The organism is Neorhizobium sp. P1_A6 (assembly GCF_056406795.1).
The window spans coordinates 1-24,689 of the sequence record NZ_JBFTZM010000027.1 but is presented as its reverse complement, the minus strand read 5'-3'; the positions used below and the strand labels follow the sequence as shown (position 1 = coordinate 24,689).

Annotated in this window: 30 protein-coding genes; 13 read left to right on the top strand and 17 right to left on the bottom strand. The window is 61.5% G+C overall.

What is annotated here, in order from left to right; translation table 11 throughout:
- The first annotated feature begins 17 nt into the window (after positions 1-17).
- A complete protein-coding gene (bglA, locus tag AC1D3C_RS28905) occupies positions 18-1,667 on the top strand; it encodes a beta-galactosidase BglA (protein WP_477485286.1) in 1,650 nt (549 codons plus the stop codon).
- A 7-nt stretch (positions 1,668-1,674) separates the two neighbouring features.
- Here the strand turns inward: bglA and AC1D3C_RS28900 are convergent, their stop codons facing one another.
- The 4 genes from AC1D3C_RS28900 to AC1D3C_RS28885 form a co-directional block, all read right to left on the bottom strand.
- Positions 1,675-2,088: a GFA family protein gene (locus AC1D3C_RS28900; protein WP_477485285.1), complete on the bottom strand. Its 414-nt coding sequence runs from the start codon at positions 2,086-2,088 to the stop codon at positions 1,675-1,677.
- Between the two features lie 105 nt (positions 2,089-2,193).
- A complete protein-coding gene (locus tag AC1D3C_RS28895; protein WP_477485284.1) occupies positions 2,194-2,727 on the bottom strand; it encodes an SRPBCC family protein in 534 nt (177 codons plus the stop codon).
- The gene (locus tag AC1D3C_RS28890; protein ID WP_477485283.1) at positions 2,724-3,149 is read right to left on the bottom strand and encodes an ArsR/SmtB family transcription factor; all 426 of its coding nucleotides are present in this window, start codon (positions 3,147-3,149) and stop codon (positions 2,724-2,726) included. Before AC1D3C_RS28890 ends, AC1D3C_RS28895 begins: the two co-directional genes overlap by 4 nt.
- A gap of 78 nt (positions 3,150-3,227) precedes the next feature.
- Positions 3,228-4,130: an AraC family transcriptional regulator gene (locus AC1D3C_RS28885; RefSeq protein WP_477485282.1), complete on the bottom strand. Its 903-nt coding sequence runs from the start codon at positions 4,128-4,130 to the stop codon at positions 3,228-3,230.
- Positions 4,131-4,339: 209 nt separating this feature from the next.
- Here AC1D3C_RS28885 and AC1D3C_RS28880 point away from each other — a divergent pair, with 209 nt between their 5' ends.
- Together AC1D3C_RS28880 and AC1D3C_RS28875 are read left to right on the top strand one after the other, a co-directional pair.
- Positions 4,340-4,477 (top strand): hypothetical protein, encoded by a 138-nt coding sequence (locus AC1D3C_RS28880; protein WP_477485281.1) that lies wholly within the window; start codon positions 4,340-4,342, stop codon positions 4,475-4,477.
- On the top strand, positions 4,470-4,808 hold the full coding sequence (locus AC1D3C_RS28875) for an Atu4866 domain-containing protein (protein ID WP_477485280.1): 339 nt from the start codon (positions 4,470-4,472) through the stop codon (positions 4,806-4,808). Before AC1D3C_RS28880 ends, AC1D3C_RS28875 begins: the two co-directional genes overlap by 8 nt.
- A 16-nt stretch (positions 4,809-4,824) precedes the next feature.
- On the opposite strand, the gene AC1D3C_RS28870 is transcribed toward AC1D3C_RS28875, so the two are convergent.
- The 5 genes from AC1D3C_RS28870 to AC1D3C_RS28850 form a co-directional block, all read right to left on the bottom strand.
- A complete protein-coding gene (locus AC1D3C_RS28870; protein ID WP_038544353.1) occupies positions 4,825-5,025 on the bottom strand; it encodes a hypothetical protein in 201 nt (66 codons plus the stop codon).
- A gap of 18 nt (positions 5,026-5,043) precedes the next feature.
- Complete coding sequence (locus AC1D3C_RS28865) at positions 5,044-5,289, bottom strand: DUF2442 domain-containing protein (RefSeq protein ID WP_038544351.1); 246 nt, start codon at positions 5,287-5,289, stop codon at positions 5,044-5,046.
- Positions 5,270-5,602, bottom strand: coding sequence for a DUF4160 domain-containing protein (locus AC1D3C_RS28860; RefSeq protein WP_244446558.1), 333 nt, complete (start codon positions 5,600-5,602; stop codon positions 5,270-5,272). The genes AC1D3C_RS28865 and AC1D3C_RS28860 overlap by 20 nt, the downstream gene beginning before the upstream one ends.
- On the bottom strand, positions 5,595-7,292 hold the full coding sequence (gene ade / locus AC1D3C_RS28855; RefSeq protein WP_477485279.1) for an adenine deaminase: 1,698 nt from the start codon (positions 7,290-7,292) through the stop codon (positions 5,595-5,597). Before ade ends, AC1D3C_RS28860 begins: the two co-directional genes overlap by 8 nt.
- 81 nt (positions 7,293-7,373) lie before the next feature.
- Positions 7,374-8,333, bottom strand: coding sequence for a threonine ammonia-lyase (locus tag AC1D3C_RS28850; RefSeq protein ID WP_477485278.1), 960 nt, complete (start codon positions 8,331-8,333; stop codon positions 7,374-7,376).
- A 99-nt stretch (positions 8,334-8,432) separates the two neighbouring features.
- On the opposite strand from AC1D3C_RS28850, the gene AC1D3C_RS28845 reads away from it, so the two are divergent.
- Positions 8,433-8,894 carry an Lrp/AsnC family transcriptional regulator gene (locus tag AC1D3C_RS28845; RefSeq protein ID WP_247035680.1) on the top strand — a complete coding sequence of 154 codons (462 nt, stop codon included), beginning with the start codon at positions 8,433-8,435 and terminating at the stop codon, positions 8,892-8,894.
- Positions 8,895-8,973: 79 nt separating this feature from the next.
- Here AC1D3C_RS28845 and AC1D3C_RS28840 read toward each other — a convergent pair whose 3' ends face one another.
- Positions 8,974-10,080 carry a branched-chain amino acid ABC transporter substrate-binding protein gene (locus tag AC1D3C_RS28840; protein ID WP_477485277.1) on the bottom strand — a complete coding sequence of 369 codons (1,107 nt, stop codon included), beginning with the start codon at positions 10,078-10,080 and terminating at the stop codon, positions 8,974-8,976.
- A 33-nt stretch (positions 10,081-10,113) separates the two neighbouring features.
- On the opposite strand from AC1D3C_RS28840, the gene AC1D3C_RS28835 reads away from it, so the two are divergent.
- Positions 10,114-10,347 carry a hypothetical protein gene (locus AC1D3C_RS28835; RefSeq protein ID WP_477485276.1) on the top strand — a complete coding sequence of 78 codons (234 nt, stop codon included), beginning with the start codon at positions 10,114-10,116 and terminating at the stop codon, positions 10,345-10,347.
- A 12-nt stretch (positions 10,348-10,359) separates the two neighbouring features.
- Here the strand turns inward: AC1D3C_RS28835 and AC1D3C_RS28830 are convergent, their stop codons facing one another.
- The gene (locus AC1D3C_RS28830; RefSeq protein WP_477485275.1) at positions 10,360-10,800 is read right to left on the bottom strand and encodes a MarR family winged helix-turn-helix transcriptional regulator; all 441 of its coding nucleotides are present in this window, start codon (positions 10,798-10,800) and stop codon (positions 10,360-10,362) included.
- Positions 10,801-11,074: 274 nt separating this feature from the next.
- On the opposite strand from AC1D3C_RS28830, the gene AC1D3C_RS28825 reads away from it, so the two are divergent.
- The gene (locus AC1D3C_RS28825) at positions 11,075-11,914 is read left to right on the top strand and encodes an alpha/beta fold hydrolase (RefSeq protein WP_477485274.1); all 840 of its coding nucleotides are present in this window, start codon (positions 11,075-11,077) and stop codon (positions 11,912-11,914) included.
- Between the two features lie 121 nt (positions 11,915-12,035).
- Positions 12,036-12,716: a response regulator gene (locus AC1D3C_RS28820; protein ID WP_477485273.1), complete on the top strand. Its 681-nt coding sequence runs from the start codon at positions 12,036-12,038 to the stop codon at positions 12,714-12,716.
- A gap of 58 nt (positions 12,717-12,774) precedes the next feature.
- On the opposite strand, the gene aptA is transcribed toward AC1D3C_RS28820, so the two are convergent.
- Positions 12,775-14,103, bottom strand: coding sequence for an omega-aminotransferase AptA (gene aptA, locus AC1D3C_RS28815; protein ID WP_105429228.1), 1,329 nt, complete (start codon positions 14,101-14,103; stop codon positions 12,775-12,777).
- Positions 14,104-14,421: 318 nt separating this feature from the next.
- On the opposite strand from aptA, the gene AC1D3C_RS28810 reads away from it, so the two are divergent.
- Together AC1D3C_RS28810 and AC1D3C_RS28805 are read left to right on the top strand one after the other, a co-directional pair.
- A complete protein-coding gene (locus AC1D3C_RS28810; RefSeq protein WP_477485272.1) occupies positions 14,422-16,425 on the top strand; it encodes a GAF domain-containing protein in 2,004 nt (667 codons plus the stop codon).
- A gap of 4 nt (positions 16,426-16,429) precedes the next feature.
- Entirely contained in the window at positions 16,430-16,810 is a 381-nt protein-coding gene (locus AC1D3C_RS28805) for a response regulator (RefSeq protein ID WP_038588450.1), read from the top strand.
- Between the two features lie 124 nt (positions 16,811-16,934).
- Here AC1D3C_RS28805 and AC1D3C_RS28800 read toward each other — a convergent pair whose 3' ends face one another.
- The 5 genes from AC1D3C_RS28800 to choX form a co-directional block, all read right to left on the bottom strand.
- Positions 16,935-17,255, bottom strand: coding sequence for an ArsR/SmtB family transcription factor (locus AC1D3C_RS28800; RefSeq protein WP_038544336.1), 321 nt, complete (start codon positions 17,253-17,255; stop codon positions 16,935-16,937).
- 123 nt (positions 17,256-17,378) lie between these two features.
- The gene (locus tag AC1D3C_RS28795; protein WP_038544334.1) at positions 17,379-18,137 is read right to left on the bottom strand and encodes a HugZ family pyridoxamine 5'-phosphate oxidase; all 759 of its coding nucleotides are present in this window, start codon (positions 18,135-18,137) and stop codon (positions 17,379-17,381) included.
- A 102-nt stretch (positions 18,138-18,239) separates the two neighbouring features.
- Complete coding sequence (gene choV / locus AC1D3C_RS28790) at positions 18,240-19,304, bottom strand: choline ABC transporter ATP-binding protein (protein ID WP_038544332.1); 1,065 nt, start codon at positions 19,302-19,304, stop codon at positions 18,240-18,242.
- Complete coding sequence (gene choW, locus AC1D3C_RS28785; RefSeq protein WP_038549479.1) at positions 19,301-20,143, bottom strand: choline ABC transporter permease subunit; 843 nt, start codon at positions 20,141-20,143, stop codon at positions 19,301-19,303. The genes choV and choW overlap by 4 nt, the downstream gene beginning before the upstream one ends.
- An 81-nt stretch (positions 20,144-20,224) precedes the next feature.
- Complete coding sequence (choX, locus tag AC1D3C_RS28780) at positions 20,225-21,181, bottom strand: choline ABC transporter substrate-binding protein (RefSeq protein WP_038544330.1); 957 nt, start codon at positions 21,179-21,181, stop codon at positions 20,225-20,227.
- 197 nt (positions 21,182-21,378) lie between these two features.
- Here choX and AC1D3C_RS28775 point away from each other — a divergent pair, with 197 nt between their 5' ends.
- From AC1D3C_RS28775 to AC1D3C_RS28760, 4 genes are all read left to right on the top strand, one after another.
- On the top strand, positions 21,379-21,960 hold the full coding sequence (locus AC1D3C_RS28775; protein ID WP_038544328.1) for a thymidine kinase: 582 nt from the start codon (positions 21,379-21,381) through the stop codon (positions 21,958-21,960).
- A 160-nt stretch (positions 21,961-22,120) separates the two neighbouring features.
- Positions 22,121-22,567, top strand: a complete 447-nt coding sequence (locus tag AC1D3C_RS28770; RefSeq protein ID WP_477485271.1) for a pseudoazurin — start codon at positions 22,121-22,123, stop codon at positions 22,565-22,567.
- A 111-nt stretch (positions 22,568-22,678) separates the two neighbouring features.
- Positions 22,679-23,617, top strand: coding sequence for a hypothetical protein (locus AC1D3C_RS28765; RefSeq protein ID WP_477485270.1), 939 nt, complete (start codon positions 22,679-22,681; stop codon positions 23,615-23,617).
- A gap of 79 nt (positions 23,618-23,696) precedes the next feature.
- Positions 23,697-24,689: an IS481 family transposase gene (locus AC1D3C_RS28760; protein WP_477485269.1), complete on the top strand. Its 993-nt coding sequence runs from the start codon at positions 23,697-23,699 to the stop codon at positions 24,687-24,689.

Sequence of the window (24,689 nt, the reverse complement as noted above, 5' to 3'; positions counted from 1 at the left end):
GGAAGGAGAGTCGGACGATGGCGACACAGGCGGTGAAGGCGGTCGATGCAAACTGGTGGCGCGGCGCGGTGATCTACCAGATCTATCCGCGCTCCTTTCAGGACACGACCGGCGACGGGATCGGCGATATCAAGGGTATCACCGCCCGCCTGCCGCATGTCGCCTCGCTCGGTGTCGACGCAATCTGGCTTTCGCCCTTCTTCACCTCGCCGATGGCCGACATGGGCTACGACGTCTCGGATTACCGCAATGTCGATCCGATGTTCGGCGCGCTTGCCGATTTCGACGAGATGATGGCGGAGGCCGATCGCCTTGGGCTGAAGGTGATCATCGACCAGGTGATTTCCCACACGTCCGACCGGCATCCGTGGTTCGTCGAAAGCCGATCGAGCCGCACCAATCCGAAGGCGGACTGGTATGTCTGGGCCGATCCGAAGCCGGACGGCACGGCGCCCACCAACTGGCTGTCGATCTTCGGCGGGCCGGGCTGGGAATGGGATGGGGTGCGCAAGCAATATTACATGCACAACTTCCTGATCGCCCAGCCGGACCTCAACTTCCACAATCCCGACGTCCAGAACGCCATGCTGGACACGGTGCGCTTCTGGCTCGATCGTGGCGTGCACGGGTTCCGGCTCGATACGGTCAACTACTATTTCCACGACAAGCAGCTGCGCAACAACCCGCCGATGGTCTACGACACGGACGGTGCCGGCATGGAGACCGATACCAACCCCTATTCGATGCAGAACCACCTCTACGACAAGAGCCAGCCGGAGAATATCGACTTCCTGAAGCGGCTTCGGGCGCTGCTCGACACCTATGAGGGGCGCGCGACGGTCGGCGAGGTCGGCGACGGCCCGCGCTCGCTGACGACGCTTGCGATCTACACCAGCGGCAACGACAAGCTGCATATGTGCTACACGTTCGACCTGCTCGGCCCGGCCTTCAACGCGGCCTATATCCGCAAGGTAATGACGACCGTGCAGGACACAGTGACCAACGGCTGGGTGTGCTGGGCCTTTTCCAACCACGACGTGGTGCGGCATGTGACCCGCTTCATCGAGGCTCCGGAAGAGCAGGACCGGGTCGCCAAACTGTCGATCACACTGATCTCGGTTCTGCGCGGCTCGATCTGCCTCTATCAGGGCGAGGAGCTGGGGCTGACCGAGGCGGAGCTTTCCTTCGAGGATCTGCGCGATCCCTACGGCATCCGCTTCTGGCCGGCCTTCAAGGGGCGCGACGGATGCCGTACGCCGATGGTGTGGGAGGCGAGCGAACCGCATGCGGGCTTCACCACGGGTTCGAAAACCTGGCTGCCGGTTCCCGGCGAACATGCGGCCCGAGCGGTTGACGCGCAGGAAGCGCTTTCGGATTCGGTGCTGCACCATTACCGGGCGGCACTTGCCTTCCGCAAGGCGCATCCGCCGCTTGTCGACGGCGACATGACCTTCCTCGATACCAATCAGGACCTGCTCGCCTTCGTGCGCGAAAAAGGCGGCGAAAAGCTGCTGTTCGTCTTCAACATGACCCGCAAGGCCCAGGATTTCACCCTGCCGAAACGGCTGAGCGAAATCCTGCCGGTCAACCTGCCGGGCTTCGTATCGCGGCTTGAGAAGGGCGTGGTGCAGCTCGACGCCCTCGACGTGTTCTGCGCGCGGGTGTGACGGTCCTTCAAGCCGTCGGCATATTCTCGAATTTCGGCAGGGCCGGATCGAGGTGGTCCCAGGCGTGGCCGGCGGCATGCCAGGTCACGAATTGCGGCTTGTATAGGCTCGGATCGTCGAGGCTGCCGGCGCGGACGACGAAATAATCCGGCATGGCCGGGAACGTCATGTAGACCGGCGAACCGCAGGTGGGGCAGAAGGCCCGCCTTTTGACGGTTCCGCCGTCGCCGGTCGCCTCCCAATGGGTCGCATTGCCCTCGACCTTGACGGCAGCGCTTGGGAAGGTGAGGTGGGAAGCGTGGCCGGTGCCGCTTTCGCGCTGGCACTGGCGGCACTGGCAATCCACCATGACCGCCGGTTCGGCGGAGATTTCATAACGAATTGCGCCACAGGCGCATCCGCCCGTAAAAAGGGTGCTCATATCTTATCTCCATGGGTATGGCCCCATCGCTGACCTTTGGCTGAAACCTCCGCCCCGACTCTCCGGGGCGTCCCTGGACCATGGGGCGGAGGCGACAACGGTGCTTCAGGCCGGGATGCGGCGATCGTATTCTTCCTTGAGGCGTCTCCAGCCTTCCCAGAACGGTTCAGGCTTGGCGCCGGTCGCCCGGGCGACAAGGATGTCGAGGTGCATGTGCCAGCCGGCGCCGACCATGACCATGTTGCGGCGATCGGAAATCCGCCGGTGGGTGACGGTGAGCAGGATTTCGCTGCCGGCCGGCTGAAGTTCAAAGCTGACCTCGCCGCGTGGCGGCCACGAGAAGACGAGGCGATGCGGAGGCTCGAAGGCGATCACTTCGCTCTGAATGCTGTGTTCGGCGGGAAAGCCTTCCGGCCTGCCTTCGGCCGAGCCGGCCAGTTCGTCGTTGCGCCAGGTGAGTTCGAAGGAGCTGCCCGCCTGTGCCGGTATGATGCCCGACGCGAGCCACTGGCGGCGAAGATCGCTATCGGTGAGATAGTCCCAGATTCGTTCGATGGGGCCGGGCAACCGGCGCTGGATGCTGAAGGCGAAAGGTTCGGCCACAGCGCCGTATTTGTTCAACGATGTCACGTCGTTCATTGGTCTTCTCCCGTTTCAGGTTCAGTTTCGGATTTCCGTGAGGCAGGGGATTTCAGCGGGCTCTTCCGAATCTCGTCCCGGGCGCTCTTTTGAGCGTCCTCCTCCCTGAGAAGGCGTTCCAGGATATCGAGCCGGTTGGTCCAGAAGCGCTCATAGAAGGTGAGCCACTCATGGGCGGTTGCAAGCGGGCCGGGTTCGAGGCGGCAGAGATGGGTGCGGCCGTGAATTTCGCGGCGGATCAGCCCGGCGCCTTCCAGCACCTTGATGTGTTTCGAGGCCGCCGCGAGCGACATGTCGTGCGGCTCGGCCAACTGGCTGACGGTGCGCTCGCCCTGCGCCAGTTCGCGGAGCATGCGGCGGCGCGTGCCGTCGCTTAGGGCGTGGAAGACCGTATCGATCGGATGTGTGCTTAATTCAACCATGTGGTTGAATATGCGCTCGTGCGATTTTATTGTCAACCGATTGGTTGAATAATTTTCAGGAAGAGGGAATCGGGCGGATCAGGCCTCGGCGTAACGGGCCGGTTCGGTTCTGAGCCTGGTGATATCCTGGATCGGCGGGGCGCCGAACAGGCGGCGGTATTCGCGGCTGAACTGCGAAGGGCTGTCATAGCCGACCTGATGGGCGGCGGTGGCTGCATCCATCGCCTTGCCGAGGATGAGGCGGCGGGCCTCCTGCAGGCGCAGCTGCTTCTGGTATTGCAGCGGGCTCATCGCCGTCACCTCGCGAAAATGCTGGTGCAGCGAAGACGTGCTCATGCGTGCTTCGATCGCGACCTGCTCGATCGAAAAGGGGGCGGAAAAGTTCTGGCGGATCCAGGAGATCGCCCGGTTGACCTGCTGCAACCGGTTTTCAGGGGCGAGGATCTGACGGATCATCTCGGCCTGATCGCCACGCAGCAGCCGGAACATCAGTTCCCGCTCGATCAGCGGTGCGAGATAGGCGATCTCGTCGGGCTTATCGAGAAGCTGAGCGAGGCGGAGTGCGGCATCCAGGAATTCCGGGTTGGTGTAACTGAGGCCGATGCATTTTTTGCGCATGGCCGGGACACCTGGCGCAGTCGGCATGTCCACCAGCATCTCGCTCAGCAGCTTCAGGTCGAGATCGAGGCGCAGGCAGAGATAGGGCTCTTCCTGCGTCGCCTCGATGACTTGGCCGGTGACGGGCATATCGACCGAGACGACCAGATACTGGCCGGGGCTGTAGCGAAAGATCTCGTCGGCCAGCATGACCTGTTTCGCCCCTTGGGCGATGATACACACCGCCGGCTGATGGATGGCGTGTAGCGGCTCGGTCGGCTTCGACATGCGGATCACCGACAGGCGCGGGATCACTGTTTCGAACACGCCATCGTCGTCGGTGTTTTGTGCAATCAGCCGGGCGAGTTGATCAAGTTTTTCCATCCTGGGCCTCGTGCGGGGGTGTGAATGCCGCGGAATACAGGATGTCCGCGGTTTGGTGTGGGCATCATATGGTGGCGCCGGTGGCCATTTCAATTAAGCTTCGGAGGATTGTGCAATCATGCCGGAGGACTGGTCTACCGCTCGCCCGCTGCTTTCCACCATATTCGGCTCGTCCGATCGAACCAGCCCGGATGCAAATGGAGATGGTGATGAGCAATTTTCAGCGCTTACTTGAAAGCCCCTTCCATTGGGCCGCCGATTTTGCCAGCGGCTTCCTCAAACGCTCCCGCGGCACGGAAAGACGCCGCCGCGAACGGATGCTCAGGAGGGAATATCTCAATGGCTGAACGACTTTTCCGCGCGCCCCTGGCATTTGCGGCTTTCACCTTCGCCGCGACCCTCACGGCGCTTGCACACGACATCAGGCAAGAGGAGAAAACCATGACCGAGCATCCCTATGCCGGAATGTGGGTGACCGAGGACAACCACATCCGCCACGAACTGCTGCCGAACGGCCGTTATGTGGAAGCGCGCGGCACCCGCGAAAGGGCCTATGAGGGCCGCTACTGGGTGACCGGCGACCATATCGACTACAAGGACGACACCGGCTTCACCGCCGACGGCGATTTCCGCGACGGGGTGCTTTATCATGCGGGGATGGTGCTGAGGCGGAGGTGAGGGGAGGCGGCGCGCATCAAAGCGACCTTGTCTTTCCCGCACGGAATTCGGTCAAGGCATCCTCTGTGAGACGGTCGAATTCGCTTTCCGCATCGTCTTTCTCGATCTGGCGATCCCAGCGTTCAGCCTGAAATTCTTCGAACCAGAGCGAGAATGCTTCCAGCTCTTGTCGGTCCAGTTGGGCAACGGCTTTCTCGATCTGCTCCAGCTTGCTCATGGACGATCCTAACAGGATTTATGCGGCAGGACGTTTCACCGTCCTGTCGCCGCGCCCTTCCAGAAGGCCGGCGATGGAGATGTCTTCGTCGAGATCATCCCAGTGAATGCCACCCGGGCTCAGTTCGAATTTTTGGCGATCGGCCGGCTTAGCAAGAAGCAGACGAGGAAACCAGGCAAGCGGCACGCCCAATGTGCGGCCGTCGTTGAGCGAGACCCACATGGTGTCGTCGTCGAATTTCACCTCAGTTGCCGAAATGCTCATGCCATGCCCGCTTGATCAGAGAACGATTGTCGATGACGAGCCGGATAATAGCAGACAGGTCACGGCTGTTGAAGCCGTCGCTTTCCGCCACTCCTATGGTCGGCTCCAACCAGATCTTCGCATTTGCGCTACCGCCCCGGACGTGAATATGTACGGGCTCCCGCGGGTCGCCTTCATTGGAATAGAAATAGAATTTCAGGGCGCCAGAACGGAAGACGATGGGCATTGGGTCCTCTTTCAACCAATTTTCTTGAGGACAGAATAATTCGCCAATGGTTGTTACCACCAACGCGTGGCCTTCGAAGTCACCCAATCAGCGCAAACCTATCCACATCGACCATGCCCTTGTCGGAAATCTTCAGGTGCGGAATGACGGGCAGCGGCAGGAAAGCGACCTGGAGGAAGGGTTCCTGGAGGGTGGTGCCGAGCGCGTAGGCGGCCTGGCGGAGGTGGTGGAGGGTGTCGCGCACCACTTCGTAGGGCTCGAGGCTCATCAGGCCCGCGATGGGCAGGGCGATCTCGCCGGTGACCTTGCCGTCCTCGACCACCACGAAGCCGCCGTGGATTTCGCCGAGGCGGTTGGCGGCCATTGCCATGTCGTCCTCGCTGACGCCGACGACGCAGATGTTGTGGCTGTCGTGCCCGACAGTTGAGGCGATCGCCCCCTTCTTCAATCCGAAACCCTGAACGAAACCATTGGCATGGTTGCCGTTCTTGCCATGCCGCTCGATGACCGCGACCTTGATGATGTCGCGGTCGAGATCGACGCCGGTCTGGTTGCCGTTTGCGGGCAGGCGGTAGCGACGATGTTCGGTGATGATCTTGCCTGGCATCACGCCGATGACCGGAGTTTCGCCCTCGGTGAAGGGCACGCCGAAATGCATCGCCTGCACCGGGCGTGCCTTGACGCTGTCGAGGCCGACTGGGGCGACGGGTCTGCGGGTGGCGAAAAGTTCGTCGGTGATCTTGCGGCCGGCGGAGAACACCATGTCTGCCGTGCAGTTTTCGAGGCTGTCGATGACGACGAGATCGGCCCGCCAGCCGGGGGCGACGAGGCCGCGGTCGCGCAAGCCGAACGCCTTGGCGGCGGAAATCGAGGCTGCGCGGTAGACGGCGAGCGGCTCGACGCCATGGGCGATCGCGGTGCGGATCATGTAGTCGAGATGGCCCTGTTCGGCGATGTCGAGCGGGTTTCGGTCGTCGGTGCAGAGCGCGAGATAGGGCGACAGCCGCTCGGTGAGGAGCGGCATCAGCGCGTGGAGATCCTTGGAGACCGAGCCTTCGCGCACCAGGATATGCATGCCCTTGCGGATCTTTTCGAGCGCCTCCTCGGCGGTGGTGCATTCGTGTTCGGTGCGGATGCCGGCGGAGAGGTAGCCGTTCAGATCATTGCCGCGCAGCAGCGGTGCGTGGCCGTCGATGTGGTCGCCGTAGAAGGCCTCGAGCTTGGCGAGGCAGATCGGGTCCTTATAAATGACGCCTGGGAAATTCATGAATTCGGCAAGGCCGATGACCTTGGGGTGATCGCGGAAGGGCAGCAGCTTTTCGATCGGCAGGTCCGCGCCGGCGGTCTCCAGATGGGTGGCCGGCACGCAGGAAGAGAGCTGGACGCGGATGTCCATGATCGTTTCGAGCGAGGAATCCAGGAAAAATTGTATGCCCTCGGTGCCGAGCACGTTGGCGATCTCGTGGGGATCGCAGATCGCGGTCGTGACGCCGTAGGGCAGGACGCAGCGGTCGAATTCGTGTGGGGTGACCAGCGAACTTTCGATGTGGAGATGCGTGTCGATGAAGCCGGGGACGACGATCCTGCCGGAAATGTCGATCTCGGTCTTGCCGGTGTAGTTGCCGCAGGTGCCGACGATGCGGTCACTACTGATGGCGATGTCGGAGGCGACGAGCTCGCCGGTGACGAGATCGAAGAAGCGTCCGCCCTTCAGCACGATATCGGCGGGTTCGCGACCGGTGCCCTGGTCGATGAGCGTTTCGAGACGGGTGGTCATGGCAGGCTCCTCGCTGAATCGGTCGCCTAACCTAGCCGTTCCATGAGGAAACGGGGAGAGGCGATCGATGCAGGCGAGACGTCATGCGATATCGGTGCGGACATTGCCGCCGCAGAGGATGGTGGCAACGGTTCGGCCTTTGAGGTCCGCGCCGTTTTCCAGAAGACCTGCAATGCCGGCGGCGCCGGCTTCCTCGACGACGAGGCCGTAATGGACGCGGCAGAAATCCCGCGCCTCGCGGATGGCCGCCTCGCTCGCTTCCCAGACCTCGTCGACAGTCGTCCTCATGCAATCCAATGCGTAAGGAACGCATTCCCGAACCGCGATGCCGTCGGCTGCGGTTGCTGCGGTTTGCGTGGCGACGAGCCGGCCGGTTTCATGAGATTGCTTCATGGCGGGCGCATTGGCGGCGACCACGCCGATGACCTTGCAGTTGGGGGCCTTGGCGCGGATCCAGGTGCCGATCCCGGTCAGCAGCGCGCCATTGCCGAGCGGCACGAGGATGGCGTCGAGTCCAACGGCTTGCCGAGAGAGGCGCTCGGTGATCTCAAGCGCGATCGTGCCTGCACCTTCGGCGATACTCCGCAGTGCGCCGTCTTCGACAAAGGGGCAGCCATTCGCTTGCGCATAGGCACGCGCGGCGGCTTTGGCGGCGTCGAAATCGATGCCTTCCAGCCGCACGTCGGCGCCGAGGCGGCGCATTGCTTCGACCTTGCCTGGATTGGCGGTGGTGGCGGAGAAGATCACCACCCCGCGTCCGCGCGCCCTGCCGGCATAGGCGAGCCCCTGGCCGAAATTGCCGGCGGAGGCGGAGACGACGGGCTGGTCGCCGGCCGGTTCGTTCTGCATCCACCAGTCGGTGCCGCGTCCCTTGAAGGATCGGATCGGATTGAGCGTCTCCACCTTCGCAAGGAGGCGAAGGCCGAGAGCCGTATTGGCCGTCTGCTGCTCGATCAACGGGCTGTTGGTGAAGACGGGGTCGATGCTTTTGGAAGCAGCGAGAATACCGTCGGCGGAAGGGTGTGGCTGGTTCTGTCTCATGGCGTTAAGATGCCAACGAAAAGCCGGCAGAATTCCTGAAATCACGCTCACGATCAGGAATATCTCCCGGAATTTGCTTTAAAGCCGGGAGGTCCTCTCATGGCACTGACGAAAGCCGATCACGAAATCCTCAAGCTCATGCAGAAGGATGCAACCATCACCTTGAACGAGCTGGCCGAGCATGTGGGTCTGTCGCCGTCCTCGGCACAGCGGCGGCTGCAGAAGCTTCGGGAGGACAAGGTGATCCTGCGGGACGTTTCGATCGTCGATCCGAAAAAGGTCGGGATGGCGGTTTCCATGCTGGTTGAGGTGGAACTGGAGCGCGACCGGCCGGAGCTCATGCCGCCTTTCCTGCGCTGGGTGGCGGATACGCCGGAGGTGCAGGAGGCCTGGGGAACATCGGGCAGGGGCGATTTCACCCTGGTGATCCTCGTCCAGTCCGTCGAGCATTTCGATGTGCTGGCGGACCGGATGATGGAGATGAACCCGAATATCCGCAAATTCACGACGAGCGTCGTGCTGAAGACATTGAAGCGGACGCTGGCGGTGCATGTCGAGTGAGCCCAGCCGGCGTCCGAGAACGAGGCTCAAAACAAACGGGCGCCCGAAGACGCCCGCTGGTCATGCGATTTGAAAGATGTCACTCAGCGGCGACGATCTTGCCGTCTTCCCATTTGAAGAGGGAGAAGCTCTGCGAGGTGAGATCGCCCGTCTTGCCATAGGTGAGCTTGCCGATGGCGGTGGCGATCGGTTCGCCGGACTTGATGGCCGCGGCCACCGCTTCCGTATCCTCGGCGCTCTTTGCCTTTTCGATGCCGGCCTTGATCACTTCGACGGCGGCATAGGCGTTCAGCGTGAAGGCTTCTGCGGGGATCTTGCGGGCGGCGAGCGCTTCGGCGGCAGCCTTGGAATCCGGGCTCTTGGTCGCGTCGGAGGCGTTGGTGAACACCGTGCCGGCCGCGGCCTTGGTGCCGATGTTCCAGAACTCGCTGTTCGACAGGCCGTCACCGCCGACGATCGTCGCTTTGACGCCGAGATCGGCGAGCTGGCGTGCGAGCAGGCCGCCTTCCGGGTGGTAACCGCCGAAATAGATCACGTCGACATTCTGCGATTTCAGGCGGGTTGTCAGCGCGCTGAAATCCTTGTCGCCCGGAGTGACGGCGTCATCGAGCACTTCCTTGACGCCGCCGGCGTTCAGCGCTGCCTTGAAGGCATCGGCGAGGCCTTTGCCATAGGCGCCCTTATCGTTGATGATCGCGACTTTCTTGTCCTTGAAGGCCTTCAGGACGTAATTGGCGGCGACCACGGCCTGCTGGTCGTCGCGGCCGCAGGTGCGGAATACGTTGGTGAGACCGCGCGTGGTGAGGGCCGGGGTGGTGGCGGTGGGTGTGACCATCAGCACGCCGTTTTCGGCAAGCGCATCGGAAGCCGGCATGGCGACGCCTGACGTCACCGGGCCAACCACGAAGCGGATGCCTTCGCCGACCAGCTGGTTGGCGGCGGAAACGCCCTGCTTGGGTTCCGCAGCGTCGTCGGCCGCCTTCAGGACGACCTTTTCGCCAAGAATGCCGCCCTTCTTGTTGATTTCCGCAACGGCGGTTTCGGCGCCGTTCTTGACCTGGTCGCCATAGGCCGCGACGGGGCCGGTGAGCGGGGCGATCAGGCCGATAACGATATCGGCATGAGCAAGCGGTGCGAAGGTCAGGGAGGCGAGTGCTGTCGCTCCCAGAAACGTCTTGAGGTTCATTTTGGTCTCCTTGGATGGGGGCTCAAGCCCGCGGTGAACGCCGCATCCCTGCCTTCCGTCTTCGATGTCGCGCCGGGCGCGGTCGTGCCAAGGACGGAAAGCGATGCGGTCGATACCGTGCCGAGCCATTTTTGGCTTTCGGCGACCGGCCACCAATTCTGTATGAATTCCGCCAGATTTCCGCAAGAAGATAACAAAACGGCCGCGAATTTTGTGGTTTTCGTCAAGGATTGCCCGGAAATTGCGGATGTTTGCCGGTTTTCTTGACTCCCGGTGAAGCTAGGCGTTGCGCTCCAGAGCGCCGAGGAAGGTGCGGACCTGACGGTTGAAGGCCTGGAATTCCTTCGGAGTCATGCCGGAACGTTCGATCAGCGTTTCGCCGAGGCATGTGCTCTTCGCGATCAGGGCACGGCCGGCGTCGGTCAACCAGACATGCACCTGGCGCTCGTCGGTCTTGCTGCGGCGGCGCTCCAGCAGTTCGGCCTGTTCGAGCCGCTTGACGGGTGGGGTGATAGTGCTCGATTCCAGGCCCAGCCTTTCCGCGATCGTGCCGATCGTCGAGCCGTCCTGTTCGCCGAGCACGCTCATGACGAGGTATTGCGGATAGGTGATGCCCATGTCATCGAGCATCGGCTTATAGACGCGATTGATGGCGATGTGGGCCGTATAGAGCGAAAAGCAGAGCTGCTCGTCGAGCGGCGGAAGGGGGGAGGCGGGCATGTTTGCTCCGGTGCTGTTCCAGGTTTTCGCGACATATAGCATGATTTCGATATCGCGATAAATATTTTTGTAGACATGATCGCGGAATGCCGCTACCCATGTGTTTATCGCGATAACAAATATCGAGGTATGGAGATCGCGATAATCCGAAGGGTGCGGTTCAAAGGAACGACACGCAACGGTACTATGAATGTCTGGTCGGCCATTTTTGCTGCCGCGCCCGCCATTCATGTCGCAGTCATTGAAAAATCAGTTTCGAAAGGACACGAGAACCATGACCAGCAATTTCATCACCACCAAGGACGGCACGCAGATATTTTACAAGGACTGGGGTTCGAAGGACGCCCAGCCGGTCGTCTTCCATCACGGCTGGCCGCTTTCGGCCGACGACTGGGACGCCCAGATGCTGTTTTTCCTGCATCAGGGTTTTCGCGTCGTCGCCCATGACCGCCGCGGCCACGGCCGTTCGAGCCAGACCGAGACCGGCAATGAAATGGACACCTATGCTGCCGATGTCGCCGAGCTTGCGGCCCATCTCGATTTGAAAAACGCCATCCATGTCGGCCATTCGACCGGCGGCGGCGAAGTTGCCCGCTACGTTGCCCAGCATGGCGGCGGCGGCCGGGTGGCCAAGGCCGTGCTGATGGGCGCCGTGCCGCCGATCATGCTGAAGACGGACAATAATCCGGGCGGCCTGCCTCTCGAAGTCTTTGACGGTTTTCGCGCAGCACTCGCCGCCAACCGGGCGCAGTTCTTCCGCGACGTGCCGGCCGGCCCGTTCTACGGCTTCAATCGTCCGGGCGCGACCGTTTCGGAAGGCGTCATCGCCAATTGGTGGCGGCAGGGCATGATGGGCGGCACCAAGGCCCATTACGATTGCATCAAGGCTTTTTCGGAAACCGACTTCACCGGAGACCTGAAGGCGATCGACGTGCCGGTTCTCGTCATGCATGGCGACGACGACCAGATCGTCCCGATCGCCGACTCGGCCCTGCTTGCGGTCAAGCTTCTCAAGAAGGGCACGCTGAAGGTCTATGAAGGTTTTCCGCATGGCATGGCGACCACGCATGCGGACGTGATCAATGCGGATCTTCTGGCTTTCTTCAAGGGCTGAGGCTTTTTTTAAGGTGCACCGTCCGCTGGGTAGCCGGCGGGCGGGGTGGGATCGCGAAAGGCACCCATTGTGGGGAGCGGCTGATTGTATATTGTGGTCGCGTTCAATCAAGGGTTATGCAATGGAAGATATTGCCAAGCTTATTGACGCGTTTTCAAAACTATTTACCGCAACAATTTGGCCGCTGCTGTTTGTGTTCGTTTTTGTTCGCTACCGGGAATCTATTAGTATGTTTCTGGATACCCTCAGCGAATTTTCTTTCAACGGGTTGGGGATACAGACCTCCTTTCGAAGAAAGCAGGCCGAGGCCACAGCAGCGCTCGTTGCAGCAACGGTGGCTAGAACGGATGCCAGCACGACACCTGAGATGGTTGCGCGTGAGGCAAAGGCTGCCACCGAAGCAGTTAGCGCTGTAACGGCTAGGGCTTTTCGGCGTGCAAAGAAGGCGAGAGTGTTGTGGGTGGACGATAGGCCCAACAATAATGTTCGTGAACGCCAAGCTCTAGAGGCGCTCGGAGTTGAATTTATCTTATCCCAGTCAACAGAAGATGCTTTGGAAAAGATGAGTCACCAGGGATTTGACATGGTGATTTCGGATATGGGACGGCCACCGGATCCCAAGGCAGGCTATACTTTGCTTGATCAAATGCGTGCATCGGAAAACAATACCCCCTTAGTATTCTATGCGGGTTCGCGTTCGCCAGAGCATGTTCAGGAATCCAGACGACGGGGTGCACTAGGTTGCACAAACCGACCGGATGAGCTGTTTGAATATGTATTTTCAGAAATCGGTCGACACTGAGGCTGAGTAGCCAGCGACCTGAGGGAGGATAAACTTCCCTCAGGTCGAGATGTAAGCCTCAGATATTGCTCGTCAATATCTCGCGCAGCTTCCCGAATATCTCGTCGATATGGTGCTTTTCGACGATCAGCGGCGGGGACATGGCAATCGTGTCGCCGGTGGTGCGGATCAGCAGGCCGTTTTCATAGGCCTTCAGGAAGGCCGTGAAGGCGCGTTTGGTGGGTTCGCCGGCGATCGGGTCGAGTTCGATGGCACCGATCAGGCCGAGGTTGCGGATGTCGATGACGTTGGGCAGGTCCTTCAGCGAATGCAGGCCGGCTTCCCAATAGGGGGCGATGTCGCGGGCGCGGTCGAACAGGCCTTCTTCCTTGTAGGTTTCGAGCGTTGCAAGTCCGGCGGCGGAGGCGATCGGGTTGCCGGAATAGGTATAGCCGTGCATGAACTCGATCATGTGCTCCGGGCCGGTCATGAAGGCGTCGTGGATCTCGGAGGTGACGAAGACGGCACCCATCGGGATCACGCCGTTGGTCAAACCCTTGGCGGTGGTGATGATGTCCGGCTTGACGTCGAAATACTGGGCCGCGAACGGCGCGCCCAGACGGCCGAACCCGGTGATGACTTCATCGAAGATCAAGAGGATGCCGTGCTTGGTGCAGATTTCTCGCAGCTTCTGCAGATAACCCTTCGGCGGGATCAGCACGCCGGTGGAGCCGGCGACCGGCTCGACGATGACGGCGGCAACGGTCGAGGCGTCATGCAGGGTGACGATGCGCTCAAGCTCGGTGGCGAGATCGCCGCCATGTTCCGGCTCGCCCTTGGTGAAGGCGTTTTTGCCCGGCAGGTGGGTATGGGGCAGGTGATCGACGCCGGTCAGAAGCGTGCCGAACATCTTTCGGTTGGAGACGATGCCGCCGACCGAGATGCCGCCGAAATTGACGCCGTGATAACCGCGCTCGCGGCCGATCAGGCGGAAGCGCGAGCCGTTGCCCTTCACGCGGTGGTAGGCAAGCGCCACCTTCAGCGCCGTCTCGACCGATTCCGAGCCGGAATTGGTATAGAGAACGTGGTTCATGCCTTCTGGCGCGATGTCGACCAGGCGATTGGCGAGTTCGAACGCCTTCGGATGACCCAGCTGGAAGGCGGGTGCATAATCCAGCTCGCCGGCCTGTTCGCGGATCGCCTCGGTGATCTTCGGGCGGCAGTGGCCGGCATTGACGCACCAGAGGCCGGCGGTGGCATCGAGCACCTGGCGGCCGTCATGGGTCGTGTAATGCATATCCTTGGCAGCGACGAAAAGGCGGGGTTCCTGCTTGAACTGGCGGTTTGCCGTAAATGGCATCCAGAACGCCCGCAGGTCGTTGGGCGTGGTATTCAGGCGGTTGGACATGACATTCTCCATGGCCATTCGGTTTCTTCGGGTGGCCATTTCCCGGTCGGCGTCATTGCACCAAGTTTTGACTGCATGGTCAAATTATCAGGGGGATCGGAGGCGTCAACCGCCTTCGAGCAAAGGGCCGCTGCGAATTCCTGCGTTGGAGCGAAATCGATTCGGGCTGGCGTTGCTGGGTGGGGCAATCGATACGGATTTCGATAAAGGCTCAAGATTTCAACGCGGTTTCCACCGGTCGTGAAATTTGATTGCGTCTCTCTGGTCTTTTGGCGAAAGCTGCCAATATCGCCTGAAACTTCAATTCCGAGACCCTCATTGGCCGATCCCGATCCGAACGAACAAATCCATCTTGAGCGGCTGGAAGCGCTCGATGCCTATAATATCATGGACACCGAGCCGGAGCCGGAGTTCGACGATATCGTGCTTGTCGCTTCCACGCTCTGCGGCACGCCCGTGGCGCTCGTCAGCCTGGTCGAGAAGGACCGGCAGTGGTTCAAGGCGCGCGTCGGGTTCGAGGCTTGCGAGACGCCGATCGAGCAGTCGGTCTGCGCCCATGCGCTCGGAAGTTCCGACGTGCTCGTCATCCCAGACCTGCAGCTCGACCGGCGCACCCGCGCGAATACTCTGGTTACCGATGAACCGTATATCCGCTTCTACGCCGGTGCACCGCTGATCACGCCCGACGAGGTGGTGATCGGCACGCTCTGCGTCATCGATGTCGAGCCGCGGCCGCAGGGGCTGGAGGAGGGGCAGAAGGCGGCGCTGCAGGCTCTTGCCCGGCAGGTTATCGCACTTCTCGAAATGCGGCGCATCTCCCAGCGCAAGGACGACCTGTTCCGGCGCCAGAAGACGATCAGCGCCAATATCCGCTCCAGCGTCAATGCGAGCCTGGCGGCCCAGGAGGCAGGAAGGGTCGGCACATTCGAGATTGATATCGGGACCTCGACCATGCGGGTGTCGCGGGAATTCTGCCGCATTTTCCATCTGCCCATCGCCGATGCCTATCCTACCCGAGTGGTCGAGGAGATGGTTCTGCCGCAGGACAAGGACCTGCAGTCCAACGATGCGACCAGACGGAAGGGGAGTGCCCCGCTCGACGTCGAATATCGCATTCGCGTGCCGGGTTATGGCGTGCGCTGGATCGCCCGCAATGCCAGCTTTCGCCATGATGAGAGAGGCCGGCCGGTCAAGATGATCGGCACCGTCCGGGATGTGACCGCCGCCAAGCGGGAGGCTGCCCGCGTGCAGGCCCTGCTCGATCTTGGCGACCGGCTGCGCGACCTCAGCGACATGGAATCGATGGCGATCGCCGCCGGCGACCTGATGGCCAGGGCACTCGACGCGACGCGCGCCGGTTTCGGCATCGTCAACGCGGCGGACGAGACGGTGTCGGTGCCGCCCGAATGGTGCGCGCCGGGCGTGAAAAGCCTTGCGGGACTGCACCATTTCCGAGACTACGGGTCTTTTGTCGACGACCTGAAGCGCGGGGAGGCCGTTGTCATCGCCGACGTCGCCACCGATCCACGCACCCGCGACCACGCGCCGGCGCTTCTTGCGCTTGGCATCCGCGTGCTCGTCAACGTGCCGATCTTCGAACTCGGGCGCTTCAGGCTCGTCGCCTTCATCCATCACGACCAGCCTTATCCCTGGATGGAGGAAGAGATTTCCTTCGTCCGCAGCTTCGGCAACCGCATCCAGATCGCGATGTCACGGGTTCAGGCCGAGCTGGAGCAGCGGATGCTCAGCAGGGAAATGAGCCATCGGCTGAAGAACACCCTGTCGATGGTGCAGGCGATCGCCACCCAGACGCTGCGGCCGGTGACCGAGCGCGACCATGTGGAGGCTTTCGAGAAGCGGCTGCATGCGCTGAGCACTGCCCATGACATCCTGTTCGAGCAGAACTGGACCAGCGCCTCGGTCTATGCCGTCGTCGACCGAACGATGAACGGGATCGGCATGCGGGACCGGATCGACGCGCAGGGTCCGAACGTTCGGTTCGGGCCGAAGGGCTCGCTTTCGCTTTCCCTGCTGCTGCACGAGTTGACGACCAACGCGGTGAAATACGGAGCGCTCTCGAACGATACGGGAAGGGTTGCAATCGACTGGCGCATCGAAGGCACGGGAGATGGCGCGATCTTCTATCTCTCCTGGCGGGAAACCGGCGGGCCGCCCCCACGCCAGCCGGAGCGCACGGGTTTCGGCTCAAAACTTATTCGCATGGGATTGATCGGAACCGGCGGTGTTCTCGTTAGTTATGATCAACCGGGGTTCAGCGCTGAGATGACAGCTGTGCTCCTTCAGCTAGCACAGGCAGACTGACCGGATGGGACGATCCGCACCGCCAAAAAAACAGGCTGTCCTCGTTGTCGAGGACGAGCCCATCCTGCGCATGATGGCAATCGACCTCGTGGAGGATGCAGGATTCGAGGCGGTCGAGGCAGCCGACGCCGATGAGGCGGTGACGATCCTGGAAACGCGCACGGATATCCGAATCGTTTTTACCGATATCGACATGCCGGGCAGCATGAACGGCATGAAGCTGGCGGCTGCCGTGCGCGACCGCTGGCCGCCGATCGAGATCATCATCGTTTCGGGACAGGTCCGCTTGAGCGAGGAAGACCTGCCCGATCGCAGCGTGTTCTTTTCCAAACCCTACGATTGGCAGAAGGTGACCGCAACGCTGCGTCGCATGGCCTCGCATTAGGCGTGGTCGCGCGGATACGGAGCGTCATATCCGGTCGGCAGGCGGGCACGGAAATGCCCCAGCCGCCGGCGTTATGCCGGCCGCTGAGGCGGGTCAGCGTTATGCTATGTCAGCGCTGTCATTCCTACGCGGCTGCGGATTTCTTCTGCACCGGAGCACAGTAGATTTCTTCCAGCGTTTCAAGGACCTTGAGAACCGACTCGGACGAGCTGGAGTAATAAATGGTCTGCGCATCGCGGCGGGTCTTCACCAGCTTCTGAGCCCGCAGCTTGGAGAGGTGCTGAGACAGCGCAGATTGGCTGAGGCCAACCTGCGACGCGAGCGCACCCACGGCGACTTCGCCCTTCACCAGGCAGCACAGGATCATCAACCGCTTCGGGTTGGCCATGGCCGACAGCAGGCCTGCGGCCGCGTTGGAATGCTCAGATAGTGCCATCGTATCCATACGTTTTAAATTCCCCTCGTATTCCAAAGCGGCCCCCGGCTTCAAAATCCGGCCCATCGTCCTATGGGTGAAAATTAGCAAGGAGCAAAAGGGATTGTATATCCCTAAATTTCAGGTAACCAGTTATCGTATTTTAGTGATCTCAAAAACATAATCAAGAACGGCTTCGGGAGTCTTTGCAAGAACTTCGAATTCGTGCCTGAGTTGAAAATCCCCCGCAATAAGGTCGATTCCCGCTCGATCGACGCCTCCGAAGCGCCAGAGTTTCCCGTTTTCCGTGCCGATATGGGCAGCAAATTTCTGAGCCTGCTCGGTCATATTTTTTACATTTTCCTGGAGGTCCAGCCACTCCGCCGTGATTCCCGGCTCGGGAATCACGAGGTCAGATCCAGGCAGCATGTATGCACGGCCGAATCCTCCATTCAGGGATGCTGCCTGTGGAGTGATTCGGAAAAAGCGGAAATCACCGAAATCTGCATACAATGCAGCCTTGGGATGACGATCCAGAAAACGCTGGCGTATGCGTGCATGTTCGGGCGTGTCGCGGGCGACGTCCTCGGCGAGACATTGAACGGTGATCCGCGGATGGGCGAGCGGATCGCCCTTGCCGGGCTCGCCGGCCAGAAGCGAGCAGCGTGGGTCGGCGATGAGGCCTTTCGTATGGCCGGAGAGGCCGGAGACGAGAATGACCGGCACGCCGTCGACGTCGGTGCCAGTGAGGGCTCGGCTGGCTGAGGGGAAACCGGTTTCCGGATCGAGGACCGCCAGCGCCATGTGACGCGCTCCACGGACCAGCGTGCGGGCAAGCCGGCGGGCCTCGTCGTCGGTGTCACGCAGCACCTGCGGCCTGTCGGTCTTCCCGGTCTGCTGTTCGTCCGCCAACGCGTCCCGCTCCTTGTTCAGTTGCCGGGAAAGCGACCCGGCTCAGCCGTCGGCATACCATCCGGCGACACTAAACGAAAGGTGATTTTGCGGCTCAGCTTATCAGCCGTCGCGTCGGCGATGGCGGGTCAGGCCGGCAATCACGTCATCGGACGAAATGGTGCCGATGATCGTGCCGTTGTCGACCACCCCGATGGCGCCCGGCTGACGCGACAGAGCATCGAGGATATCGACGAGCGGCGTCGTTGACAGCGCGGTGCCAGCGACAGTCGTGGTGCCTGCCGTGGTGCTTACGCCGGCCCGCATCACGTCGCCTGCGGTCAGCATGCTGATCGGGTTGAGGTGCTGCACGAAATCGGCGACATACTGGTCGGCCGGCGCCCGGACGATCTCCTGCGGCGTACCGCATTGGATGATGTGCCCGCCCTCCATGATGGCGATGCGATTGCCGATCCGGAAGGCTTCGTCGAGATCGTGGCTGACGAAGAGGATGGTCTTCTTCAGCCGCCGCTGGAATTCGAGAAGCTCGTCCTGCAGGCGGGTGCGGATCAGCGGATCGAGCGCCGAGAAGGGCTCGTCCATGAGCAGGATCGGCGCACCGGTGGCAAAGGCGCGGGCAAGGCCGACGCGCTGCTGCATGCCGCCGGAGAGTTCGCCCACCTTGCGGCCCGCCCATTTCGTCAGGTTGACCAGTTCGAGCTGTTCGTTGACCTGCTTGGCACGCTCGGCATCCGGAACGCCGGCAAGTTCCAGCCCAAAGCCGACATTTTCAGCGACCGTGCGCCAGGGGAGAAGGCCGAACTGCTGGAAGACCATCGAGACCGTGTGCATGCGCAGATCGCGCAGCACTTTGGGGCTCGACTTGTAGGGATCGACCGGGCCCGAGGACGTGGCGACGCTGACATTGCCGCGCACGACCGGGGCCAGCCCGTTGACGGCGCGCAGCAGCGTTGATTTGCCCGAGCCGGACAGGCCCATCAGGACGAGGATTTCGCCCTCGTGGATGGTGAGCGACGCATTGGCGACGCCCAGGACGATGCCGGTCGCGGCACTGATCTCGTCGCGGGTCTTGCCCTGGTCGACCATCGCCAGCGCCCGTTCCGGCTTATCGCCGAAGACGATGTCGACATTGTCGAAAACGACGCAATCGGTTTTCTGGGCTGTCATTGGCCATCTCCCGTCGATGTGCGGAACATGCGGTCGAGGATGATCGCCAGGATGACGATGCACAGGCCCGAGTCGAAGCCGCGGGCGACATTCACCGTATTCAGCGCCCGCAATACCGGAACGCCGAGGCCGTTGGCGCCGACCAGGGCGGCGATGACGACCATGGAGAGCGAAAGCATGATCGTCTGGGTGAGGCCGGCCATGATCTGCGGCATCGCGTAGGGCAGTTCCACCTTGCGCAGGATCTGCGACGGAGTGGCGCCGAAGGCGACCGCCGCTTCCCGAAGAGAGCTTGGGGTCGAGACGATGCCGAGGCGGGTGAGGCGGATAGGCGCCGGGATCGCGAAGATGACGGTGGCGATCAGGCCCGGAACCATACCGAGGCCGAAGAGGATCAGCGCCGGGATCAGGTAAACGAAGCTCGGCAGCGTCTGCATCAGGTCGAGGACCGGCCGCATGGCTTCGTAGAACCATTGGCGCCGGGCAGCGGCAATGCCGAGCGGCACGCCGACCACCATGCTGACGGCGGTCGATGCGAGCACCAGAGCCAGCGTTTCGGTCGTCTCTTTCCAGTAACCCTGGTTAAAGATCAGGAGCAGACCGAAGAAGGTGAAGGCTGCGAGCACGAGGGAACGGCGCAGCCACCAGGAAAGCCCGGTCATGGCGGCCATGACGAACAGCGGATGCGGAGTCGCAAGACACCACAAAAGCCCGTCGATCACGGCCAGGAGAACGGAAGAAAGCCAGTCGAAAAACCAGTCGGCATTCGCCGTCAACCAGTCAACGACCGCCTTCGCCCAGGAACCTATAGGTATTCGATGGTCTGCGATCCAATCCACGAGAAAACTGCCGTCCATAAGGAGAGAAAGGGCGGGCTCCGGGGCAGGCGGTGCGCCGCCCCGGAAACATTTTCGGGACTGTTAGAGGCCGAGCGCCTTCTTGACGGCGGCAAGGCCGTCCTTGCCGTCATAGGTGGTGACGCCGGCAACCCACGGCTCGATGACCTTCGGATTGGCTTTCAGCCAAGTCTTGGCCGCGGCATTGGCATCCTCGCTGTCGTTGAGGATCTTGCCCATGATGGTATTTTCCATGTCGAGCGAGAACTTCACGTTCTTGAGCAGCTTGCCGAGATTCGGGCATTGGGCGACAAAACCGCCGCGCGCCACGGTATAGACCGTCGCGCCGCCGTAGTTCGGACCGAAGACGGTGGCGTCGCCGCCGGCGAGATAGGTGATCTCATGGGCGACGTTCATCGGATGCGGCGCCCAGGCGAGGAAGACGACCGGCTTGCTGTCCTTGTCGGCGCGGGTGACCTGGGTCAGCATGCCCTGCTCGGAGGATTCGACGACCTGGAAACCCTTGAGGCCGAATGTGTTGGCATCGATCAGCGAAACGATCATGCCATTGCCTTCGTTGCCCGGCTCGATGCCGTAGATCTTGCCGTCCAGTTCTTTCTTGTGGGTGGCGATGTCCTTGAAGTCCTTGATGCCGAGCTTGGCGCCGGCGGCATTGGTGCCGAGCGTGTACTTGGCACCTTCAAGATTGACGGCGATGCTCTCGATCGACTTGTCGTCGAGATAAGGCTGCAGCGCGTCCTTCTGCGCTGGCATCCAGTTGCCGAGGAAGAGGTCGATATCCTTGTTCTTCATCGAAGAATAGGTGACCGGGACACCGAGGGTCTTGACGTCGGCCTTATAGCCGAGGGCCTCGAGGACCTGGATGAAGGATGCGTTGGTCGAGGCAAGGTCGGTCCAGCCCACGTCCGAGATTCGGACGGTCTTGCAGGCTTCCGGTTCGGCGGCAGATGCCGTGCCGACGATCGCGAGGATCGATGCGGCAGCGACGAGCGTGGTCTTCAGTGTGGTAGTCATGCGCATGGGCTGCTCCCGTTTTTTTGGTTCCCGCCATTATCAATATATGCTGCGACGAGGCAAGCGCGCGCATTCGCGGCGGACAATGGGGTGCATTTGCGACATTTGTGACTTTCTCGCCCAGCGTTGCGCAGTCTACAGTTTCCTGTGGTTTTCGGCAAAACCCGCTTTTTTCGAATCCCGATCGCGATCAGAAGGCAGATATGGCCAAGCTTTATTTCCACTACGCGACGATGAACGCCGGCAAGTCGACCATGCTGCTGCAGGCTTCCTATAACTACCGAGAGCGCGGCATGCGCACGGCGATCTTCACGGCGTCGCTGGACGACCGCGCCGGCCGGGGCCGAGTGGCCTCGCGGATCGGGCTCTCCTCCGACGCCATTCCCTTCGAGCCGTCCGACGATCTCTTTATGGGCATCGAGGCGATGCACCGGGAGGAGCCGATCGCCTGCGTGTTCGTCGACGAGGCGCAGTTCCTCTCGCCCGAGCAGGTCTGGCAGCTCGCCCGGATTTCCGACCGGGTCGGCATCCCGGTAATGACCTATGGCTTGAGGACCGATTTCCAGGGCAAGCTGTTTCCCGGCTCGCTGGAGCTGCTGGCGATCGCCGACGAGCTGCGCGAGGTGCGCACCATCTGCCATTGCGGGCGCAAGGCGACCATGGTGGTGAGGCTCGACGAGGACGGCAAGCTGGTGCGCGAAGGTGCCCAGGTCGATGTCGGCGGCAGCGAAAAATATGTTTCGCTCTGCCGGCGGCATTGGGAAGATCAGATGCATTGCGATTGATGCTCGGAATTTAAACCTCCGTTCACCGTACGGAACGGAAGACGGCGGCGGCGCGGCAAAATTGATGCTGGTTAAAGTCTGCGGCCGGAAACATATTTATGTATCACATCCGAAACGTCCCGGCCTGACGGGGCGGTGGTTCCAAGCAGGAGTTCCCCGCATGCGCAAGACCACCAAAACCTTTACCCTTGCCACCAGCCTCGCCCTGTTCGCTCTGCCGGCCTTCAGCGCCGAAATCGAGGTGAAGATGCTCAACAAGGGCAGCGACGGCGAGGCCATGGTATTCGAGCCGGCGGCCGTGACGGCGCAGCCGGGCGATACGATCAAGTTCGTGCCGGTTGACAAGGGGCATGACGTGGTTTCGATGCCGGGCCTGGTGCCGGAGGGGGTTGCCGAAATCAAGGGCAAGATCAGCCAGGAAGTTTCCTTCACCGCAGACAAGCCGGGCGTCTACGTCTTCAAATGCACGCCGCATTTCGGCATGGGCATGGTCGCGGTGATCGTCGTCGGCGACGCGCCGGCCAATCTCGACGCGGTGAAGGCTGCCAAGATGCCGAAAAAGGCAAAAGACCGGCTCGATGCGGAGATCGCCAAGCTGAAGCTCTGATCTTTCCAGGACTTTTTGCCGCCTTCCGATTTTTCCGGCAATCGAGCCGGGACGGCGTGGCATAATTCTGCAGCGGCGTTATCTTGGTCCTCAGACGGCGGGAGAATGCGCGTGGCGGCACCTGGGAATTTCGACAGCGAGATCGAACGGATCGGCAACGTGCTGGCTGCAATGGGCGATGCGCTCGCCCCGGTCTCAACGCTGCTTGCCGAAACCGCGCGGGATCTCGCCCTGCCGGATGAGGAGAAGCTGGCGGCGGAAGCCGAGCGGCTGACGGCGGAGCGGCCCGAGCGGCAGGCGATCGAGTTGGCAACGGCCCGACTGGTCGCAGATCTGGCAGCAGAGATCGGCATCTGCGCCCAGGAATTCGACGATCGGGAGGTGCCGACGCGCTTCGAAACGCTGATCGGCTACATTTCCGGCGCTGCCAGACACCGCCGGCAGCGGGCGCGCTGGCGCAGCCCGGCGCCGCTCAACCGGCTGGGCGAGCTCCTGCGGCGCGCCGACCTGCTTGCCGGTCTGGTGCGGCAGGAGCGGGATTTCCTGATTGGACAACGCAGGGAGAGCGAGGGCGACCTAGTGACCTTCATCGACCACCGCCCGGAGATCACCGAAAAGCTGCGCGGCGAGGACGGTGTTGCGATGACAGGTACGGACCTGGTCGGCCGCACGGAGCCGGCGATCCAGGTCTTTCAGGACTTTGTCGCAGGATTGAACGCGCGGATAGGCACCTGCAACATCCTCCTGCACAAGCTGCTCTGCGATACCGAAAACCTGCTCATCCTCTACAGGGTGGTTGCCGATGCCGGGGGGCATGGCGATGCCGGCCTGAAGCCCGAACTTTTTCCGCATCTGGTGCCCGAGGTCGGGCGTTTCGCAAACGGCATGCTGACATTGCACGGGCTCGACCGGCGGCGGCATCGCGCCGACCAGGCCTTTGCCGAGCGATTTCCCGCCGAGGTCCCCGGGGAGGCGGCAAAAGCCGGTGGCGGGCAAGACGGCTTTCGACTGCCGACGATTGCCGGCTTCAAGCTCGTCCGGTCGCGATAGGTCCCGTCGAGAAGCCGGCTAGGTGTTTGATCCCAGGCTTTGATGGGGCATTCTTGTCTTGCGAATCAAAGGATGCGCTATGGGCCAGGTTCTTCATGGGAGCGTCACGACGACAGAGGCAGTCCGTCGAGCGATACAGCATAGTCAAGAGAGCCTGAGGACGCTTTCGAAGCGTTACGGGATCAATCAGAAGACCGTTGCCAAGTGGCGGAAGCGGACCTCAGTCACGGACCTTCCGACCGGCCCGAAGGAACCGAGATCGACAGTTCTCTCGGTCGAGGAAGAAGCGGTCATCGTCGCTTTCCGACGTTATACCCTGCTGCCACTCGATGACTGCCTCTACGCGCTGCAGCCGACAATCCCGCATCTGACACGGTCTTCGCTGCACCGCTGCCTGCAGCGCCACGGCATCGGCCGTCTGCCGGATGTTGAAGGCGACAGGCCGGCGGTGAAGAAGTTCAAGAGCTACCCGATCGGCTACTTCCACATCGACATCGCCGAGGTGCGCACCGAACAGGGCAAGCTGCACATGTTCGTCGCCATCGACCGCACATCGAAGTTCGCCTTCGTTGAATTGCACGAGAAGGCCACCACCGCCATCTCGCGCGAATTCCTCCTACGCCTGATTGAAGCCGTCCCCTACAAGATCCACACCGTGCTCACCGACAACGGGATCCAGTTTACCACGCCCGGCGCTGGAGGGTCGGCTGTGCCGCTGATCAAAGAAGCGATCGCCAATGGCGAGCGCTTCTGGGCCCATGCCTTCGAATACACCTGCGCCACCAACGATATCGAGCACCGCACGACCAAGCCGAAGCATCCGTGGACCAACGGTCAAGTCGAGAGGATGAACCGAACCATCAAGGATGCCACCGTCAGGCGCTTCTACTATGAAAGCCACAATCAACTTCGTCAGCACCTCGCCGACTTCGTCGCCGCTTACAATTTTGGCCGCAGGCTTAAGACCCTCAACGGCCTCACGCCTTACGAGTTCATTTGCAAAGCATGGACTTCACAGCCCGAACGCTTCACCCTCAATCCGCTCCATCAAATGCCGGGACTAAACAGCTAG

Bases quoted from the DNA above. Each gene is read 5' to 3' on its own strand.
- bglA (WP_477485286.1), top strand. From the start codon at position 18: ATGGCGACACAGGCGGTGAAGGCGGTCGATGCAAACTGGTGGCGCGGC.
- AC1D3C_RS28900 (WP_477485285.1), bottom strand. From the start codon at position 2,088: ATGAGCACCCTTTTTACGGGCGGATGCGCCTGTGGCGCAATTCGTTAT.
- AC1D3C_RS28895 (WP_477485284.1), bottom strand. From the start codon at position 2,727: ATGAACGACGTGACATCGTTGAACAAATACGGCGCTGTGGCCGAACCT.
- AC1D3C_RS28890 (WP_477485283.1), bottom strand. From the start codon at position 3,149: ATGGTTGAATTAAGCACACATCCGATCGATACGGTCTTCCACGCCCTA.
- AC1D3C_RS28885 (WP_477485282.1), bottom strand. From the start codon at position 4,130: ATGGAAAAACTTGATCAACTCGCCCGGCTGATTGCACAAAACACCGAC.
- AC1D3C_RS28880 (WP_477485281.1), top strand. From the start codon at position 4,340: ATGAGCAATTTTCAGCGCTTACTTGAAAGCCCCTTCCATTGGGCCGCC.
- AC1D3C_RS28875 (WP_477485280.1), top strand. From the start codon at position 4,470: ATGGCTGAACGACTTTTCCGCGCGCCCCTGGCATTTGCGGCTTTCACC.
- AC1D3C_RS28870 (WP_038544353.1), bottom strand. From the start codon at position 5,025: ATGAGCAAGCTGGAGCAGATCGAGAAAGCCGTTGCCCAACTGGACCGA.
- AC1D3C_RS28865 (WP_038544351.1), bottom strand. From the start codon at position 5,289: ATGAGCATTTCGGCAACTGAGGTGAAATTCGACGACGACACCATGTGG.
- ade (WP_477485279.1), bottom strand. From the start codon at position 7,292: ATGACCACCCGTCTCGAAACGCTCATCGACCAGGGCACCGGTCGCGAA.
- AC1D3C_RS28850 (WP_477485278.1), bottom strand. From the start codon at position 8,333: ATGAGACAGAACCAGCCACACCCTTCCGCCGACGGTATTCTCGCTGCT.
- AC1D3C_RS28845 (WP_247035680.1), top strand. From the start codon at position 8,433: ATGGCACTGACGAAAGCCGATCACGAAATCCTCAAGCTCATGCAGAAG.
- AC1D3C_RS28840 (WP_477485277.1), bottom strand. From the start codon at position 10,080: ATGAACCTCAAGACGTTTCTGGGAGCGACAGCACTCGCCTCCCTGACC.
- AC1D3C_RS28830 (WP_477485275.1), bottom strand. From the start codon at position 10,800: ATGCCCGCCTCCCCCCTTCCGCCGCTCGACGAGCAGCTCTGCTTTTCG.
- AC1D3C_RS28825 (WP_477485274.1), top strand. From the start codon at position 11,075: ATGACCAGCAATTTCATCACCACCAAGGACGGCACGCAGATATTTTAC.
- AC1D3C_RS28820 (WP_477485273.1), top strand. From the start codon at position 12,036: ATGGAAGATATTGCCAAGCTTATTGACGCGTTTTCAAAACTATTTACC.
- aptA (WP_105429228.1), bottom strand. From the start codon at position 14,103: ATGTCCAACCGCCTGAATACCACGCCCAACGACCTGCGGGCGTTCTGG.
- AC1D3C_RS28805 (WP_038588450.1), top strand. From the start codon at position 16,430: ATGGGACGATCCGCACCGCCAAAAAAACAGGCTGTCCTCGTTGTCGAG.
- AC1D3C_RS28800 (WP_038544336.1), bottom strand. From the start codon at position 17,255: ATGGATACGATGGCACTATCTGAGCATTCCAACGCGGCCGCAGGCCTG.
- choV (WP_038544332.1), bottom strand. From the start codon at position 19,304: ATGACAGCCCAGAAAACCGATTGCGTCGTTTTCGACAATGTCGACATC.
- choX (WP_038544330.1), bottom strand. From the start codon at position 21,181: ATGCGCATGACTACCACACTGAAGACCACGCTCGTCGCTGCCGCATCG.
- AC1D3C_RS28775 (WP_038544328.1), top strand. From the start codon at position 21,379: ATGGCCAAGCTTTATTTCCACTACGCGACGATGAACGCCGGCAAGTCG.
- AC1D3C_RS28770 (WP_477485271.1), top strand. From the start codon at position 22,121: ATGCGCAAGACCACCAAAACCTTTACCCTTGCCACCAGCCTCGCCCTG.
- AC1D3C_RS28760 (WP_477485269.1), top strand. From the start codon at position 23,697: ATGGGCCAGGTTCTTCATGGGAGCGTCACGACGACAGAGGCAGTCCGT.